Origin of the sequence: Edaphobacter lichenicola (assembly GCF_014201315.1) — a bacterium.
Taxonomy (GTDB): domain Bacteria; phylum Acidobacteriota; class Terriglobia; order Terriglobales; family Acidobacteriaceae; genus Edaphobacter; species Edaphobacter lichenicola_B.
Map to the genome: position 1 here is coordinate 150894 of NZ_JACHDY010000006.1, position 16473 is coordinate 167366.

Sequence of the window (16473 nt, forward strand, 5' to 3'; positions counted from 1 at the left end):
AACTCACTCATTATACGAACCCGGTCAACAGGTTCTCCGAGCGGTCTTCGAGCAGCGACCAGATGTAAACATTCAGCTCTCGTGCGAAGTGCAGTACCGGTGCGTGATCCGGCAGCGCAATACCATGCGCCGCAGGTAGCTCATTCACGCGAATCTCTGCCTCGGCCCGCTCCAGCGGCCACGGAAGATGATGAATATGTCCCACCAGCATCCTCCCGCCGTGCGGAGCAAACAGGCAGTAGCGCTCCGTCAAAAAATGTTCCAGCGTGCCGCCAACACTCGGCCCGGCGAGCTCGCCCAGGGCGCGATAGCTCGCCTCGAAGCGAACGATGCTCCCCGTCAGCAGTCGTCTGCTGCGATACTCGATCGTTCCATCCTGCGCGGTTTTTCGTCGCATGTCGGCCAGAAAATACGGCAGATGAAACAGTGTCCGCGCACCCAGCACAGCCAGCGCACTCGCCGCATCGAGCGAGAAAAAATATACGCCGCGCAGCCCAGTGACCCGCGAACGCGCATAGGTCCGCAGATTCAACTCGCAAAACTTCCCCGCACTCGGAACCGTGACGCATCTCTCGCCCACCGCCCGCGTCCGTACCTGATCCATCCAGAAGGGCACCACACCCACCCACGCCCATCCGTCGAAGCTGTCGACCTCCAGTCCTGCAGGCAGCAGCCGCGCCATCGCGTCCACCGCAATCGGCCAGTGCGCGAACAGCAGGTCGTTCCACCGCTGCGCCATGCGCCAACGCCCTGCAGGCAGCTCATACGGACGATGTTCCACGGTGTTCAAAACATTCAGCATAGCTAAGGATAGATGCTGTCCACAGGCCACCGCTCTCAGATCAAGTATCCTGAGTCTCACCATGCCAGCCAGCCAGAAGACAGACACCCTCGATCCCTCCCCCGCAAACGCCTCCGCCGCGCACCCGCCCGCCAGCGAGACCGACGTCTACGCCATCCACGGTGCCGACCCCGAGGTCCTCGCCTACGCCATGGCCAAGTACTCCCGCTCCGCCCTCACCATGAAGGAGTCCCTCGCCGAGATCAGCTCCCAGCGCGCCGAGCAGTTCCTCAACACCTTCTACTTCGCCTACGGCCATCGCTCCATCGCCGACCTCGCCCACATCCCCTTCGCCATCGAGCGCCTCTCCCTGCTCGCCGCCATCGAGCTCGTCGACGAGCAGCGCTGGGACGGCCAGGAGCGCTCCACCCGCTACCAGAACTTCCGCCTCTCCGGCTGGTTCACCCCTGCCCTCGCCGCCGAAACCCCCACCTTCACCGCCGCCCTCGAGCGCCTCTTCGCCACCTACGACAAGGTCAGCGCCGGCATGCTCACCGCTCTCAAGGCCGCCATCCCGCAGCCCGAAGCCATGAAGCCCGAGGCCTACGAGCGCACCCTCAAAGCCCGCGCCTTCGACGTCGCCCGCTATCTCCTGCCGCTTGCGACCAACACCTCGCTGGGCCAGATCGTCAACGCCCGCACCCTCGAAACCCAGGTCTCCCGCCTGCTCACCAGCGACTTCGCCGAGATCCGCCAGCTCGGCGAAAAGCTCCGCGCCGCCGCCTCCGAGCCCGCCTGGAATGTCCAGCACGCCGCCGGCGAGGTTCTCTGCGAAGAGATCTCCTCCCTTGAGGGCAGCCTCGGCGAGCGCGCCCACGAAGCCTTCCTGCGCCCCGTCAAAGCCGCGCCCACGCTGGTCAAATACGCCGCCCCCAACGACTATCAACGCGAAACCCGCAGCGAACTCGCCCACGCCGCGAAGCTCCTCATGGGCAGCCAGCCCATCGCCCCCGCGCCCGTAGTCGATCTCCTCGACGGCGACGAACCCCTCGAGGTCGAGCTCGCCACCTCGCTCCTCTACCCGCACTGCCACTACCCCTACCGCCAGCTTCGCCACCAGGTCGCCGCCCTCAGCGCCAATCAGCGCGGCGAGATCACCGCCCTCGGCACCAAGCATCGCGGCCGCCACGACGAGCTCCTCCGCAGCTTCTCCTCCGGCCACAGCCTCCGCTTCGACATCCTCATGGACATCGGCGGCTTCCGCGACATGCACCGCCATCGCCGCTGCGTCCAGCTCCTCCAGCCCTACACCGACCTCCACGGCTACGACGAGCCCATCTGCCCCGGCCAGCCCACCCTCGCCGAAGCTGGACTCGAAACCCTCTACAGCGAAGCCCTCGCCGCCACCTACGCCACCTACCGCAGCCTGCGCGACTCCGCCGTCCCCGAGGCCGCGCAATCCGCGCAGTACCTCCTCCCCCTGGCCACCCGCTGCCGTTCGCTCTTCAAGATGGACTTCGCCGAAGCCCTCTATATCTCCGAGCTGCGCTCAGGCGTCGCCGGCCACTTCAGCTATCGCCGCGTCGCATGGGAGATGTACAAGGCCGTCGCCAAAAAACACCCCTCCCTCGCCCAGTACTTCCGCATCGAAGACGTCAACGAGCCAGTCGACCTATTGCGCCGTTAGTCGCGGGAGCTACTGAGGCGCGTGCCTGGTGAACTTGTGCAGGACGAACTCCTGAATAAAGCCGTTGGCCATATCGGCTGCGATGTCGACAAAGGTGGTCGAAAAGACCTGCCCCGCGCCGCGGTTCGACGCCGGATAGTAGGCATTGGAGATAGCGCCCGAGGCCACATATCCGCCCAGGCTTGAGAAGTTCGGCTGCAAGCGTCCGTTATCTCCCCGGCAGATGAAAGGCGTAGAGAGGGCATGCAGCGAGCGCGACTTCTTCGTTCCCGTCCCCTGGTAGAAGTAGCGCGGATCCTGATGAAGGAGGGAGGGCAGGATGGCGCCGCCGATGAAGATGTCGGTCAAACCGTTGGCGTAGTTGGCGCCCAGACGCTGGCCGTAACCCTTCGCGCCCTGGCCGTAGTCGGGTGTGCCGGCAGCCTGGTCGATGCCGGCGATGAACGCTGAGCCGGCGAAGGTGACGGGGTCAAGCGAGGTCTTGTAAGCCAGTCTGAACTTCAGCTTCGGCGTCAGCGGCGCAGGATTGTGGTCATAGACGACGTAGAAGTTGGGGATGAATCCCAGGATGCGCTGCTTCTCCGCTTCCTTGACCTGCTCGGTGGCGATCTCCTCGGGGCTAACGGCGTTGACCACGGTGACCGCGACTGCAATGCGGAGCCGAATGCCCGTCAGATCCATATACTGACCGGGCTTCAGGGTGATCTCCGGCGAGCTCCAGTCTGCGAACCCCTTGGCGCTGACCGTGACATGGTAGGGTACCTCCGGATTCAGATGGGAAAGTTTGAAGAATCCGTCATCGCCCGTCTTCACGCATTCGGGAGCGGTGAGCGAAGGGCTCTCAAGAGCGACGGTCGCTCCAGGAACGGTGCCATCATTCACATCGGTCACCGTACCGATAATGGTTCCAGTCGGTTGCGCGGATCGGAAACTATTCTGGGCTGCCGCAATGGGGACGCACACACTGACAATAAGACAAAACAGGCGATGCATGAGGCTCACCTGCCGCCGAGTCTCTTTGACACCTTGTTGGTGGACTTCCTTAACCTCTGTCACTCCGAAAAACAGCAGAGATTTCGCGAACGTCGTCTAGACACACTGATCAGATGCAGGTGTCGCGCCAGGTGATTCCGGATTTCCACGTGTGATAGTTCGGGCGATCGAGTGGACTCAACCTCATCTCTGGCCTCGATTGCAGCGCGGAACGCGTTCTTCCAAACAGATAAATTATCTCTGTCCTAGTGGACAGTCGAAGCAATCACCACACGAGATCAAACCCGTCGCCAGCGAGAACGCCCGGAAATTACCAAAAGGACACTTAAGTTGTATTCGCCTTTTATTTGCTTTTCCCATTTTGAGTGCTAGAATCCCAAATTGAAACATCAACCTCCCTTTCACCCACTCTCAGGAGAGAAATCACGTGGCAGATGACCGCAGCAAGGCAATAGAACTGGCCCTTTCCGGGCTGGAAAAGCAATTTGGCAAAGGTTCCATCATGCGGCTCGGCTCGAAAGACGTCGTGCCGATCTCGGTCATCTCCACCGGCTCCATCTCCTTCGACGCAGCCCTTGGTGTAGGCGGCGTCCCCCGTGGCCGCGTCATCGAGATCTTTGGCCCTGAGTCCTCGGGCAAGACCACCATCACCCTCCAGATCATCGCCGAGGCGCAAAAAGCCGGCGGCCTCGCAGCCTTCGTCGACGCCGAACACGCGCTCGACCCCGCCTACGCCGCCAAGCTGGGCGTCGACATCGACAACCTCCTCGTCTCGCAGCCCGACTACGGCGAGCAGGCCCTCGAGATCGTCGAAGCCCTCGTCCGCTCGAACGCCATCGACGTCCTCGTGGTCGACTCGGTCGCCGCGCTGGTCCCCAAGGCTGAGCTCGACGGCGAGATGGGCGACTCCCACATGGGGCTGCAAGCACGTTTGATGAGTCAGGCGCTGAGAAAGCTCACCGGCACCGTCTCGAAGTCGCGCACCTGCCTCATCTTTATTAATCAAATACGCGAGAAGATCGGCGTCATGTTCGGCAACCCCGAGACCACCACCGGCGGCAAGGCGCTCAAGTTCTACTCCTCTGTCCGCATCGACATTCGCCGCATCGGCGCCGTCAAAGACGGTGACTCGGTCGTCGGCTCCCGCACCAAGGTCAAGATCGTCAAGAACAAGGTCGCCGCACCCTTCCGCGACGCCGAGTTCGACATCCTCTACGGCGAAGGCATCTCGCGCGAGGGCGACGTGCTCGATCTCGCCGTCCTGCACAACATCGTCGACAAGAGCGGAGCATGGTACAGCTATCAGGGCGAGCGCATCGGCCAGGGCCGCGAGAACGTCCGCGCCTTCATGAAGGACAACAAGGACGTCTTCGCCCGCGTCGATGCCGAACTGCGCAAAAAGCTCGGCATCGCCGGCGTAGCCTCAGCCGACGTCCCGCCGGTGCCAGCCGACGGTCCCGTTCAGGCCAAGGAAGCCGTCCGAGCCAAAAAATAATCATCCGAACAGCAGGGAAGCATCAGTGAAGCGCCGGCATCAGAGTTTGCCGGCGCTTCTCCGCCTAAAGCGGCTGCCGATAAAGTCCGTTTTGCTTGCTGCTAAGTCCGTCTTGCTTTGCTGCTGAAAAAGTCCGTTTTGCTTAAGGGCACGGCTTCAGCCGTGCCGCAAGAGCTTTGGTCGTATTGCGGCTTAGCCGCTGAGGTCTGCGCTTCGTTTCCGAGGGTATTTTTTTCAGCACCCTCTAAATCCCTGGACACCTCATCCCGACCACATACGACGCGTCATCTCGACCGAAGCAACGAACAGTTTCATCGTTCGTTGCGCAGTGGATTGCGGCCACAGCTCTCAAGTTGCAGCGAACCGATTCATGCTGCGGTATCCGTCAAGACCCCGTCTTTTGTCCTTCTCCCAACACCCGACAAGCTGTCAAGCCCCTGTCGGAGCTAACCCTATGCAACCAAGCCACATAGACGTGGCGCATGAGTTACGCCGAACAATTTATACTGGAATCAGACGAAAAAAGCCCCGGCTAATCCTCGGGGCTTTTTCCTTTCAGAAACACAAAAACTCCCGTAACTCCTTTGCCTGCAGGAATCTGCAGGCAACTCGTTTGGAATGAAGGCTTTACCGGCAATACCCACGCTCTAAATCTGTGAAAATAAACGACTTATGCGCAGGTAATAGGGGGGGGACCCCCACTGGAAGGACGAGGCAATCAAGGTCGCAGTCGCCTTTACTGCATCCCCTCGCCGCCGCCCGGCCCGCCTGGAGGAGGTGGTGCCTGGCCATCGGAACCCGGTCCTCCACGCCCCTCCGGTCCGCCCTGCATCCTCATGCGGCGACGCTCACGCCCCTCGGCCTGCAGCTTGGTCCACTGATCCGGCGTCAGCACATTGCGAATCCCAAGCAGCATCTTGGCGTTCGCCTTTTCAAGCTCCGCGCGCGCCTGCGCCGTGTGGTCGATCTGCGCCAGGATCTTGTTCGTGTCCGGAGGATTCGCCGCCAGCATCGGCTCCATCAGAACCTCCTGCTTCTCGACCGCGGCTCGCAGGTCGATCAGTTGCAGCTTGCTCTGCTGCAGGATGTCGTCCATCCTCTTCTGCTGGTCCGGCGTCAGCGTCAGCTTCTGGATCAGGTCGGGATTATGCCACCAGATTCCCGGAGGTCCGATGCGGAAGCCCCCGCGCATCCCGCCTCCGCTCCATCCGCCGCGGTCCCGATCCATCCCGGCACCCGGCTGAGGTGGCGAACCCGCAGGTGGCTGCGCCGTCAAAAAACTTCCAGAGAGAGTCGCGAATAAAACAATCGAAAGTACAGGTTTCAGGCGCATGTCAGTTCGTCCCATGTCAGTTCTTCCTTTGATCTGAAGTAGAGGTGAGAGAAGTCGTGCTGTCGGTCGGATTGGCCAGCGGCTCCATCGCAGAAGGCACATCGGCCGAGACCTTCTGGTCGATATCCGAGAGCAAAGCCTCATCCGACTCCGCCGTCTGCGAAGACACCGCAGCAGCGGTCTTCGCCGCGGAACGAGCGGCAGATTGCTGGTGCAGGCTGATCGGGAAAAGGGCAGCGACGAAGACTACCGCCGCTGCTGCCCAGTAAAGTGGCTGCGAGAGCACGCTGTGTGGAGGCGCAATGGACGAACGCCGCGCATAGCTGTGAGCGAACTCCTGCCGCGAATAGGCAACCGAGGCATCGCGGAAGTGAGAGAGGGAATCGCGCAGGCTCTTCAGCTCCGCCGCGCAGATTAGGCAGGCCTGAAGATGCTGATCGACAACATCGGTCTCGCGATCAGCGCCAGCAGACGGAAGGGACGAGTCAGCGAGGAGAACGTCGCAGAGTTGCTCGTGAGTGAGGTGGAGGTTCATAGGGAGTCCTTGAGAGAGGCGTTATGGCGAGCCCGGATCGTCGCGAGAGCTCGGTAAAGATGGGTCTTGACGGTGCTGATGGGTAAACCCGTGATGCTGGCGATCTCGGAGAGCTCAAGCTCCTCGAGGAAGCGCAGCAGGAAGACGCTTCGCTGGCGCTCCGAGAGCTCTGCAACGCTCTGCCACACCAGCGTCATCTGCTCGCTGGCGATCAGGCGTGACTCGAGGGAGCTGTCGCGATGCGGAACGTAGGACGAGATGTCGGATACATCGACGGCCGTATCCGAGACCCGCTTCCAGAAGCGGAAACGGTCGGTGCGGGTGTGATCGCGAACCAGGTTCAGCGCAATCCGCATCAGCCAGGTCAGGATCGAGCAGTCGCCGCGGAAGCTGCTGCGCGCCGACCAGGCTCGAACGAAGGTGTCCTGGGTCAACGTCTGCGCCACATCGCGGTCGCGGATCGAGACCAGATGGAAGCGGAAGATCCGCTGCTCATAGGTGGCCACAATCGAGTCCATATCGTCGAGAGGCGTGGCCTGCGCCTGAGCGATGACCGTCTGCCGCGTGATGGAGAGACTATCGGAGCTGAGAGCTTGTGATGGCATTTGGGAACCGTATTCAGGCTGCTGCGGCATTGGTTTGCTGTTGAAAGAGACGCCCAAGTGGTCCCCCAAGACTACAGAATTGTGGAGATTTATTTTTTACCGGCAAAGCAAGGTATGCTGCTCATGCATGCATACGGTAAAAGCAATTTACCCCGGAACCTTCGATCCACTGACGAATGGACACCTCGATCTGATAGCCCGTGGGTCGAAGATCGTGGATGAGTTGGTCGTAGCGATCCTGCGCAACTCCGAGAAGGGGACGCCTCTGTTCACCGTTCCGGAGCGCGAAGAGATGATCACCGAAGCGACCCGCAGCTTTGGCAACGTCTCGGTAACCACCTTCAACGGTCTCCTGGTCGACTTTGCGCGGCAGCAGGGTGCCAAGGCTGTCCTCCGGGGCATCCGGGCCATCAGCGACTACGAGTATGAGTTTCAGATGGCGATGATGAACCGGAAGCTCGATCCTGAGCTCGAAACCCTCTTCATGATGCCGGCAGAAAAGTACACCTACGTCAGTTCAAGACTGATAAAAGGGGTCTTTCAGCTCGGCGGCGACGTTACGGCTCTGGTGCCTCCTCTGGTCGTCGAGCGCCTAAAGGCCAAGGTTCCGAACCGGCTCTGAGGGCCTGAGAAGACTTGCTCCTTTATCTCGCTGGCTAAATCTGCCAAACTAGAGATATGACCACAGCGACAGCGACGAAGATATTCGCAGACCGTATCGGCCGCATCGAAGTTTCCGCAACCATGGCGATCACAGCCGCAGCGCTTAAGCTCAAGTCTGAAGGCGTGAATCTCGCGGACTTTGGCGCCGGGGAGCCACATTTCTCCACTCCGCGCCATATCAAGGACGCGGCCATTGAAGCGATCGAGAAGAACTTCACCCGCTATACCAACGTGGCTGGTATTCCAGAGGTGCGCCAGGCCATCGTCGATCGGCACGCCTGCGACTTTGGCTCGAACTACACTCCCGACGAGTGCGTCTTCACCACCGGAGGCAAGCTGGCGCTGTTCAATGCGATTCAGGTTCTGGTTGACCATGGGGATGAGGTTATTCTTCCCGTTCCCTACTGGGTCTCTTTCAAGGACATCATCCAGTACGCGGGCGGCAAAGTCGTTTTGGTAGAGAGTAAAGAAGAAGAGAACTTTCGCATCACGGCGAAGATGATCGAGGCGGCGATCACCCCGAAGACCAAGGCGATCATCCTCAATACTCCGTCGAATCCTTCTGGTGCTGTGGTCGCTCCGGAAGATCTCGAAGCTATCGTCCGTCTCGCTCACAAGCATGGGATTTATGTGCTGCTCGACGAGTGCTACGTCTACCTGACGTTCACCGGTGAGGTCGTCAGTGGCGGCTCGTTTACCGATTGCAAGGAACATATCGTAGTACTGGGCTCACTCTCGAAGACGTATGCGATGACAGGCTGGCGAGCCGGCTTTGCGCTTGGCCCCAAGCCGATCATCGCGGCGATGAGCAAGCTACAGTCGCAGAGCACCTCGAACACAGCCAGCATGGTGCAGCGTGCGTCGATCGCCGCACTGACCGGATCGCAGGAGTGCGTCTCAGAGATGCGCGCCGACTACATCAAGCTGCGCGATCAGACTCTGGCAGGCTTCAAAACCATCCCGGGTCTGACCTGCACGGTGCCGCAGGGAGCCTTCTATGTGTATCCGAATGTGAGCAAGTTCATTGGTAAGGGCGGTATCAAGTCGGCGTCAGACCTGGCGGCGAAGCTGCTGAGTGAGGCGCATGTCGTCGTCGTTCCCGGTGAGGCCTTCGGGACTTCAGAGCATATCCGGCTCTCCTATGCGGTATCGCACGATGTCGTGGATGAAGGCGTAAAGCGAATACGGGATTACTTCGCAACGTTGAGTTAGTTGTTGATCTTGCGTCTGGACCGCACTGCTTTACGGTGCGGTCTCTTCACTAAGACGGAGGCTTATGCCCATTGAAGGTAGTAAGACGGAGCAGAGGTTCGCTCCGGTGATTCTTGCAGGCGGCAGCGGAACACGGTTCTGGCCTCGAAGCCGAAAGGCGCGAGCGAAGCAGGTGCTGGCTCTGGATGGAGAGCGGACCATGATTCAGCAGACGGTTGAGCGTCTGACTCCGCTGGTTGACCCTGCCGAAGTGTGGGTGATTACGAATAGCCTCCTTGATGACCTTATCGCCGAGCAGCTTCCTGAAGTACCTCGCGAGCATATCCTGAGCGAACCTGCGGCGAGAAATACTGCGCCTGCGTGTGCGCTTGCTGCTTTCCTGCTGGAGCCGAGCTCTCCAGAGACAGTGATTGGCATCTTTCCGTCGGATCATGTGGTGAAGAATGGGGCGCGATTCGCGGAGGTGATTCGCGCTGGCGTTGCGCTGGCTGCGAGTGGGGAGAAGATCGTCGTTCTGGGAGTTCCTCCTACGCGGGCTGAGACCGGTTATGGCTACATCGAGTTGGGGGAGACTGTAGATCCTGCGCAGGGTCCTCATTCCGGAGTTGCAGTTCGTCGCGTCAAGCGGTTTACGGAGAAGCCAAACGCTGAGGTTGCGGAGCAGTTCGTTGCGTCGGGCAACTACGCCTGGAACGGCGGGATCTTCCTCTGGAGTGCGCGAACTCTGGCGAATGCGATTCGCGAGCACTGTCCTGCGATGGCTCCGTTGCTGGAGAAGATAGCTGTTGCTCATCGCGTTTCGAAGGAGGAGTTTGAGCGCGTGTTCGCGGAGGTTTATCCGCAGTGCGAGAACATCAGCATCGACTATGCGGTGCTTGAGCCGCGCTCGGCCAAGGGCGAAGCGGGCGCTGAGATCTACAGTCTTCCTGGCGACTTTGAGTGGAACGATCTGGGCTGCTGGTCTGCGTTGCATGAGCATGCAGCTGGTTGTCCGCCGGAGAGCGTCTCGCTGACGAATGTGTTTGAGGGCGAAGATCCGCTTTGCATCTCGATCGACTCGAGCGGGAACTACATTCATGCGCCGGGAAAGGTCATCGCTCTGGTTGGCGTGACGAATCTGGTTGTGGTTCAGACCAAGGATGCTCTGCTGATTACGACTCGCGAACGCTCGCAGGATGTGGGCAAAGTTGTCGCTCAACTGAAGAGTGCTGGGCGAGAAGACCTGATCTGAAGTTCGTTTCTTCGTTCACCTTTCGTCTTCATTTTCTTCTTGTCTTCCTTTCTTTTCGCTGTTGCGGTTGCTGCATCAATCCATTCAGGAAAAATCGAAGAAACTATGGCAGAGACAGTTGTAAAGTTTGGCACGGACGGCTGGCGGGGCATTATTGCGGATGACTTTACCTATGCGAACGTTCGGGTTGCGGCGTCTGCGATCGCGAACTACGTTTTAGCGCAGGAGGATGCGGCGGCCGGGGTGTGTATCGCTTACGATACGCGGTTCGGCTCGCACTCCTTCGCGAAGGTTGTGGCCGAGGTGCTTGCCGGGGCTGGCATCCCGGTGGCGATGGCTGCGGAGATTACGCCTACTCCTGCGCTCTCGTATGCGGTGCGCGAGCGCAAGGCGGCGGGTGGGGTGATGATCACCTCGAGCCATAATCCGGCGGAGTGGAACGGGGTGAAGTACAAGGCCAGCTATGGCGGCTCGGGCAAGCCTTCGATCATGGCGGCGATTGAGAGCTATCTCGACAAGCCGCTGGCGAAGGCTGCGAAGGCTGCTTCGATCGAGACGGCCGACTTCAATACGGACTACGTCGCTGCGATCGCGCGCTTTGTCGATCTCGATGCGATTCGTGCCTCGGGATATAAGTTTTTGATCGATTGCATGTACGGTGCGGGACGCGGTGTGGTCGCTGGGATCTTTACGAAGGCTGGGATTCCTTTCGTCGAGATTCGCAACGAGATCAATCCGGCGTTTCCTGGGATCAATCCTGAGCCGATTCTGCCGCACATCAGGGCTGCGCAGGTTGCTGTGGTTGCGGAGCAGTGCGATGCGGGGCTGATCACGGATGGGGATGCGGACCGGATCGGTGCGGTGGATGAGCATGGCAACGTGGTGGATGCGCACAAGATCTTTGCGGTGCTTCTGAAGTGGCTGCTGGAGCGAAAGAAGTGGCCGGGCGATGTGACGCGCGCCTTCAACACGACGAAGATGCTGGACCGGATCTGCGCGAAGTACGGGCGGCGGCTGCATGAGCATGGGATCGGGTTCAAGTATGTGTGCGACCTGATGCTCGAGCAGGAGATTCTGATTGGCGGCGAGGAGTCGGGCGGCATTGGCATCAGCCGGCATCTGCCGGAGCGGGATGGGATGCTGAACTCGCTTTTGCTTGCCAACGTGATGGCGGATGAGAAGAAGACGCTCGGGCAGCTCGTCGCTGCGTTACAGGAGGAGTTTGGCGAACACCAGTATGGACGCATCGATATGCATATCGATGAGGAGTTGAAGCTGTCTGCGATTGCAAGGGCGAAGGCTTTGAAGGATGCGGCTGGCGCGGACTTTGCGGGGTTGAAGGTGCTTCGGGTGGAGACGCTGGATGGGATCAAGTTCTTTCTGGAGAATCCTGACTGTGCGGGCAAGCCCAATGCGGCGGAGACGTGGCTGCTGCTTCGCGCTTCGGGGACGGAGCCGTTGCTGCGGGTGTACTGCGAGAGCTGTTCGGTAGAGTCGGTGGAGCGGGTGCTGGCGGCGGCGAAGACGTTTGTTCTTGAGGGACGTGGGGCTTGAGCGCAGAGGTCTGCTTGAAGGTGAACGGCATCCTGTTCGATATGGATGGGGTGCTGGTGAGCTCGATTGGGTCGGTGGTGCGTTGCTGGCGGCAGTGGGCGGAGCACTATGGGATTCCCAACGCGGAGATCTTCATGGTGCCGCATGGGATGCGTGCGATCGAGATTGTGAAGTCGCTGGTTCCGGAGATCGATCCCGAGGAGGGTCTGCGGTATATCGAGGATCTGGAGATGAACGATGTGGCGGACCTGGTGGTGCTGCCGGGGGTGAAGGCGCTGCTGGAGAGTCTGCCGGCGGAGCGGTGGGCGATTGTGACCTCGGCGACGCGCAGGCTGCTGCTGGGACGTTTGAAGGCGGCTGGACTGCCGGTGCCGGAGCGGATTATCAGTGCGGATATGGTGGAGCGGGGGAAGCCCGACCCGGAGCCTTACCGGCGCGGCGCTGAGTTGCTGGGACTGCGGCCTGAGGATTGCCTGGTGGTGGAGGATGCTCCTTCGGGCGTTGACGCCGGGCTGGCGGCTGGGTGCCGGGTAGTGGGTGTAGCTGGGACGCATACCGTAGAGGATCTGAAGGGGGCGCAGTGGGTTGTTGGGTCGCTGGAGGGGGTTTCGGTGGGCGCGGACGCAGGTGGGCTTGAGGTGAGGTTTACTCGGGTGGGCTGAGGCTGACGGCTGCTGGGCCTGTCGCCTGCATGATGTCTCCGTCAACGTCTTGTCTCCTCTCTCTCCGGGGCGGGGGGGACCCCCCCTCCTATTACCGGGGTGTAAGCTACTTATTTTCAATAGCTTAGGCGACCTATATTGCCTGTAAATACGAGATAACAAAGGACTTGCCTGCAGATTACTGCAAAAAAAAGGGGTTACGGCTGATTGTTCACTTTAAACGCGAAAACTCCACGGGATTAGTGGAGTTTTGTTCCTTTGCTTCAAGTATAGAGGTTTGGGGGTAACTGATACGCCACGGATATGTCGTTGAATACGCTTGCTTTATGTGGTTCAGGGGGTTGACAGCGTTTTTTTGGCCCGTTTTATGTCTCTACCAGTGGATGGTGGGGGTGAAGAGGTAGTGGGTTTCGAGGAAGGAGGCGAGGGGGTAGAGGAGGAGCATGATGCCGGTGGCCCAGTAGAAGAGTTGCAGGGGGAGGGTGGAGGAGAGGGATGGGTGGGGGAGGGGCTCTGCTTCGCGGAAGAGGAGGGCGCCGATAAGTGAGATACCGGCGGAGAAGGCCAGGAGGAGGAGCGAGTCCAGAATGCGGTCATCCAACTCTTGATGGGGCTGAGGGAGGAGGTGGGGGTCTTCGAGGGGGAAGAAGACGGTGTGGAAGACCATGAGGAGGGAGAGAAGGCAGAGGAGAAGGGCTACGGGTTTGGCTAGTTCGAGCAACATGCTTCTGCTCCCTTGGGTGGGATCAGTTTACTGCTTTTGGAAGGTTGGTGGTCCTCAGGGTATGTGGAGCGTCGGAGGGAACAGTGGTCTCTCCACTGCGTGTTCGCGATGGGCTGCGAACAGCTTCGGTCGCGATTTTTGTGGGGAAGAGCGGGAAGGAGTGGAGTGTTTGAGTTGGAAGGTTCGAACGGTATGGGTGGGTGGAGTGTGTCGGGATCCTTCACTTCGTTCAGGATGACGGCGAAGAGCAGACAACAGCAACTGCAACTGCAACGGCAACCGCAGATCCCCTTCGGGGATGACAACAAGAATTGCAATTGCAAGTGCAAGTGCAAAGGCGAAATACAGGGATCCTTCGACTGCGTGACTCACAAAGTGCCGTGAGTCACTTCGCTCAGGATGACGATGTTATGGGATGGCGGTGTCGTGGGTGGTGGTGTTGACGGGTGGGGTTAATGGAGCGAAAAAAGGTGCGGAGGGAAGGATAGGAGCGAATTGATTATTGGCGCAGGAGTAGGGACTCTACGCGGTGGAGGTCTTCTTCGGTGTCGACTCCGATGGTGTCGAAGTCGGTGGGCTCTACGTAGATGGGGATGTTGTTTTCCAGGAAGCGGAGTTGCTCGAGGCGTTCGGTTTGCTCGAGGAGACTGGGGGGTAGGGTGGGGAAGCGCTCGAGGGTGGCCTTGCGGTAGGCGTAGAGGCCGATGTGCTTCCAATACTCAGGAGCTACTCCGTCGTGGGCTTGTCTGTCATGATTTTGTCCATAGCGGGCTTGTCCATCGCGATCGAAGGGGATGGTGGCTCGGGAGAAGTAGAGGGCGCGGCCGTCGGCAGCGGTGACTACCTTTACGGCGTTGGGGTTGGTGATGTTTTCGGGGGTGCAGAGGACTTTGAGGGTGGAGACTTCGACGTGGTGGTGGGTGAAGGGGCGGAGGAGTGCGGTGATGTGTTCGGGTTTGAGCAGGGGTTCGTCGCCCTGGATGTTGACGTAGATGTCGGCGTGGTGGTGGCGGGCGACGGCGTGGACGCGGTCGGTGCCGCTGGGGAGGTCGGGCGAGGTGAGCTGGACGGGCCAGTGGTTGCGGTGGCAGAGCTCGGCTACTTCGTCGGAGTCGGTGGCGATGAGGACGCGATCGAGCTGGGGGCAGGCGCTGGCGGCCTCGTAGACCCAGGCGAGCATGGGGCGTCCGGCGATGTTGCGGAGGACCTTGCGGGACAGGCGCGTGGAGGCGAGGCGGGCGGGGATGACGCCGAGGATGATCGGCTTCTTGCTTTGGCCGGTCTGCTGATCGCGGTCCCTGGCCTGCTGATCGCGGTCGCTGGACGACTTTTCGCTGTGGCCGGAATCAAGTATGATTGGAGATGGCTGTGCCGTGGCGATGGTTCTCTCTGACTACAGAGGAGTTTTGTGCCGGCATACCCCTTACACACATCGGCGGTGTAGCTCAGATGGTTAGAGCGACGGACTCATAACCCGTAGGTCGACAGTTCGATTCTGTCCACCGCCACCAAAGTGTTATAGCGACTGCAGGCGCACTCTGTATGGATCGAGAGTATCATTTTGTCTATATTGTTTTGCCTGCGGGATCATTTCGCCTGCGGGTGCGTCTAACCGGTATTGCGCCGGGAACACCCCTTGGAGTCGCTCCGAACTATGCCTAAGATCTCGAAGATTCTGTTGCTCGCTGTGTCGGTTGTTTTGGTGGTCACCGTGTTTCTGGGAGTGAACTCAAACCCTGTAAGTGCTGCGAGTGAGCCGCAGGATGGGGCGTATCGCCAGATCAACGTGTACAGCGAGGTGCTGCGGCATATTCAGACGGACTACGTGGAAGAGCCGAATATCAATGCGGTGACCAATGGCGCGCTGCGTGGCTTGCTGGAGTCGCTCGATGCGGACTCGAGCTATCTGACGCCTGAGGACTATAAGGCGTTCAAGGCGGACAAGGGCGGCAAGGCGCAGGTGGGGATCAACGTTTCGAAGCGGTTTGGGTATGCGACCGTGGTGTCGGTAGTGCCGGGGAGCCCGGCGGATAAGGCGAATCTGTCAGATGGCGACATTATTGAGGCGATTGGGCCGCAGGATACGCGGGATATCTCGCTGGCGATGATTCAGCTGCTGCTGGAAGGGCAACCGGGGAGCGAGCTGACGGTTTCGGTGGTGCGGCCGCGGAAGGCTGCTCCGGACAAGATTGTGATGACGCGGGTTTCGACGCCGCCGCCGCCGGTTGCGGAGACGATGTATGAGAACTCTTCGATCATTTATCTGAAGCCGGGCGTGCTGGATCATGACCATGTGCAGCAGATCGAGGCGAAGCTGAAGGCTATGCCGAAGGTGGGGAACAAGAAGATTCTGCTGGATCTGCGGGACGTTGCGGCGGGGGATATGCCGGAGGCGACTCGGCTGGCGAACTTCTTCCTGAAGGACGGCACGATTGCGATGCTGGAGGGGCAGAAGGTAGCGAAGCAGACGTTTACGGCCGAGGCGTCGAAGGCGATCAATACGACGGCGCCGGTGGTGGTGCTGGTGAATCGTGGGACGGCGGGGCCGGCGGAGCTGGTGGCTGCGGCGCTGCTGGATAACAAGAGGGCGGACCTGGTTGGCGAGAAGACCTTTGGCGAGGGCGCTCAGCAGAAGACGTTTGAGCTGCCGGATGGTGCGGCGTTGATTCTGTCGATTGCGAAGTACGAGTCGCCTTCGGGGAAGAAGCTGCAGGACGATGGCGTGACGCCGGGCGTTCTGGTGGCTTCGACCGCAGAGGATGCGGTGGCGGAAGAGGATACGACGACTCCGGCGGAGAAGTCGCAGCAGCCGCTGCAGAAGCCTGCGGTGACGGTGGATGAGCAACTTACGAAGGCGCTGGACCTGTTGAAGAGCAAGGCTGCTTAGGCTGATGGTTTCGGGCGGGATTAGCCCTTTTGTGGGAGAGTAACGCTCACTCTGCCGTGCTATTGTGAGACTTCGTGCAGAGCCTACACAGCCCCGAAAGAAGGCCGCCAA

The 16473-nt window shown here is 60.1% G+C and carries 15 protein-coding genes and 1 tRNA gene; 9 read left to right on the plus strand and 7 right to left on the minus strand.

Features of this window, described 5'->3' with window-relative positions; all coding sequences use genetic code 11:
* Positions 1-10 precede the first annotated feature (10 nt).
* Positions 11-802, minus strand: a complete 792-nt coding sequence (locus HDF09_RS17935; protein WP_183768844.1) for a YqjF family protein — start codon at positions 800-802, stop codon at positions 11-13.
* A gap of 61 nt (positions 803-863) precedes the next feature.
* Between HDF09_RS17935 and HDF09_RS17940 the strand changes: the two genes are divergently transcribed.
* On the plus strand, positions 864-2468 hold the full coding sequence (locus HDF09_RS17940; RefSeq protein ID WP_183768845.1) for an FAD-dependent thymidylate synthase: 1605 nt from the start codon (positions 864-866) through the stop codon (positions 2466-2468).
* Positions 2469-2477: 9 nt separating this feature from the next.
* Here HDF09_RS17940 and HDF09_RS17945 read toward each other — a convergent pair whose 3' ends face one another.
* Positions 2478-3461: a carboxypeptidase-like regulatory domain-containing protein gene (locus HDF09_RS17945; protein ID WP_183768846.1), complete on the minus strand. Its 984-nt coding sequence runs from the start codon at positions 3459-3461 to the stop codon at positions 2478-2480.
* Positions 3462-3888: 427 nt separating this feature from the next.
* Between HDF09_RS17945 and recA the strand changes: the two genes are divergently transcribed.
* Positions 3889-4956, plus strand: a complete 1068-nt coding sequence (recA, locus tag HDF09_RS17950; RefSeq protein ID WP_183768847.1) for a recombinase RecA — start codon at positions 3889-3891, stop codon at positions 4954-4956.
* 736 nt (positions 4957-5692) lie between these two features.
* Here the strand turns inward: recA and HDF09_RS17955 are convergent.
* The 3 genes from HDF09_RS17955 to HDF09_RS17965 are packed head-to-tail and all read right to left on the minus strand — an operon-like array spanning position 5693 to position 7429.
* The gene (locus HDF09_RS17955) at positions 5693-6304 is read right to left on the minus strand and encodes a Spy/CpxP family protein refolding chaperone (RefSeq protein WP_183768848.1); all 612 of its coding nucleotides are present in this window, start codon (positions 6302-6304) and stop codon (positions 5693-5695) included.
* A 1-nt stretch (position 6305) separates the two neighbouring features.
* The gene (locus HDF09_RS17960) at positions 6306-6824 is read right to left on the minus strand and encodes a hypothetical protein (protein ID WP_183768849.1); all 519 of its coding nucleotides are present in this window, start codon (positions 6822-6824) and stop codon (positions 6306-6308) included.
* Positions 6821-7429 (minus strand): RNA polymerase sigma factor, encoded by a 609-nt coding sequence (locus HDF09_RS17965; RefSeq protein ID WP_183768850.1) that lies wholly within the window; start codon positions 7427-7429, stop codon positions 6821-6823. The genes HDF09_RS17960 and HDF09_RS17965 overlap by 4 nt, the downstream gene beginning before the upstream one ends.
* Positions 7430-7556: 127 nt before the next feature.
* Between HDF09_RS17965 and coaD the strand changes: the two genes are divergently transcribed.
* The 5 genes from coaD (at position 7557) to HDF09_RS17990 (ending at position 12751) form a co-directional block, all read left to right on the plus strand.
* The gene (coaD, locus tag HDF09_RS17970) at positions 7557-8051 is read left to right on the plus strand and encodes a pantetheine-phosphate adenylyltransferase (RefSeq protein ID WP_183768851.1); all 495 of its coding nucleotides are present in this window, start codon (positions 7557-7559) and stop codon (positions 8049-8051) included.
* Positions 8052-8107: 56 nt separating this feature from the next.
* Positions 8108-9304, plus strand: coding sequence for a pyridoxal phosphate-dependent aminotransferase (locus tag HDF09_RS17975; RefSeq protein ID WP_183768852.1), 1197 nt, complete (start codon positions 8108-8110; stop codon positions 9302-9304).
* Positions 9305-9368: 64 nt separating this feature from the next.
* Positions 9369-10535 (plus strand): mannose-1-phosphate guanylyltransferase, encoded by a 1167-nt coding sequence (locus tag HDF09_RS17980; RefSeq protein ID WP_183768853.1) that lies wholly within the window; start codon positions 9369-9371, stop codon positions 10533-10535.
* A 105-nt stretch (positions 10536-10640) separates the two neighbouring features.
* Positions 10641-12089 carry a phosphoglucomutase/phosphomannomutase family protein gene (locus tag HDF09_RS17985; RefSeq protein WP_183768854.1) on the plus strand — a complete coding sequence of 483 codons (1449 nt, stop codon included), beginning with the start codon at positions 10641-10643 and terminating at the stop codon, positions 12087-12089.
* Positions 12086-12751 carry an HAD family hydrolase gene (locus tag HDF09_RS17990; RefSeq protein ID WP_260181707.1) on the plus strand — a complete coding sequence of 222 codons (666 nt, stop codon included), beginning with the start codon at positions 12086-12088 and terminating at the stop codon, positions 12749-12751. The genes HDF09_RS17985 and HDF09_RS17990 overlap by 4 nt, the downstream gene beginning before the upstream one ends.
* A 373-nt stretch (positions 12752-13124) precedes the next feature.
* On the opposite strand, the gene HDF09_RS17995 is transcribed toward HDF09_RS17990, so the two are convergent.
* On the minus strand, positions 13125-13475 hold the full coding sequence (locus HDF09_RS17995; RefSeq protein WP_183768855.1) for a hypothetical protein: 351 nt from the start codon (positions 13473-13475) through the stop codon (positions 13125-13127).
* A gap of 499 nt (positions 13476-13974) precedes the next feature.
* Positions 13975-14736: a 3-deoxy-manno-octulosonate cytidylyltransferase gene (gene kdsB / locus HDF09_RS18000; protein ID WP_311719987.1), complete on the minus strand. Its 762-nt coding sequence runs from the start codon at positions 14734-14736 to the stop codon at positions 13975-13977.
* Between the two features lie 173 nt (positions 14737-14909).
* Here kdsB and HDF09_RS18005 point away from each other — a divergent pair.
* Positions 14910-14986: transfer RNA gene (locus HDF09_RS18005), tRNA-Met, on the plus strand.
* Positions 14987-15129: 143 nt separating this feature from the next.
* Positions 15130-16362 (plus strand): S41 family peptidase, encoded by a 1233-nt coding sequence (locus HDF09_RS18010; RefSeq protein ID WP_183768856.1) that lies wholly within the window; start codon positions 15130-15132, stop codon positions 16360-16362.
* The last annotated feature ends 111 nt before the right edge of the window (positions 16363-16473 follow it).

What these genes read in the sequence shown, in the direction of transcription:
- HDF09_RS17940 (WP_183768845.1), top strand. Translation starts at nt 864, where the DNA reads ATGCCAGCCAGCCAGAAGACAGACACCCTCGATCCCTCCCCCGCAAAC.
- HDF09_RS17945 (WP_183768846.1), bottom strand. Translation starts at nt 3,461, where the DNA reads ATGCATCGCCTGTTTTGTCTTATTGTCAGTGTGTGCGTCCCCATTGCG.
- HDF09_RS17975 (WP_183768852.1), top strand. Translation starts at nt 8,108, where the DNA reads ATGACCACAGCGACAGCGACGAAGATATTCGCAGACCGTATCGGCCGC.
- HDF09_RS17960 (WP_183768849.1), bottom strand. Translation starts at nt 6,824, where the DNA reads ATGAACCTCCACCTCACTCACGAGCAACTCTGCGACGTTCTCCTCGCT.
- HDF09_RS18010 (WP_183768856.1), top strand. Translation starts at nt 15,130, where the DNA reads ATGCCTAAGATCTCGAAGATTCTGTTGCTCGCTGTGTCGGTTGTTTTG.
- HDF09_RS17995 (WP_183768855.1), bottom strand. Translation starts at nt 13,475, where the DNA reads ATGTTGCTCGAACTAGCCAAACCCGTAGCCCTTCTCCTCTGCCTTCTC.
- HDF09_RS17935 (WP_183768844.1), bottom strand. Translation starts at nt 802, where the DNA reads ATGCTGAATGTTTTGAACACCGTGGAACATCGTCCGTATGAGCTGCCT.
- HDF09_RS17955 (WP_183768848.1), bottom strand. Translation starts at nt 6,304, where the DNA reads ATGGGACGAACTGACATGCGCCTGAAACCTGTACTTTCGATTGTTTTA.
- HDF09_RS17980 (WP_183768853.1), top strand. Translation starts at nt 9,369, where the DNA reads ATGCCCATTGAAGGTAGTAAGACGGAGCAGAGGTTCGCTCCGGTGATT.
- HDF09_RS17965 (WP_183768850.1), bottom strand. Translation starts at nt 7,429, where the DNA reads ATGCCATCACAAGCTCTCAGCTCCGATAGTCTCTCCATCACGCGGCAG.
- coaD (WP_183768851.1), top strand. Translation starts at nt 7,557, where the DNA reads ATGCATACGGTAAAAGCAATTTACCCCGGAACCTTCGATCCACTGACG.
- HDF09_RS17985 (WP_183768854.1), top strand. Translation starts at nt 10,641, where the DNA reads ATGGCAGAGACAGTTGTAAAGTTTGGCACGGACGGCTGGCGGGGCATT.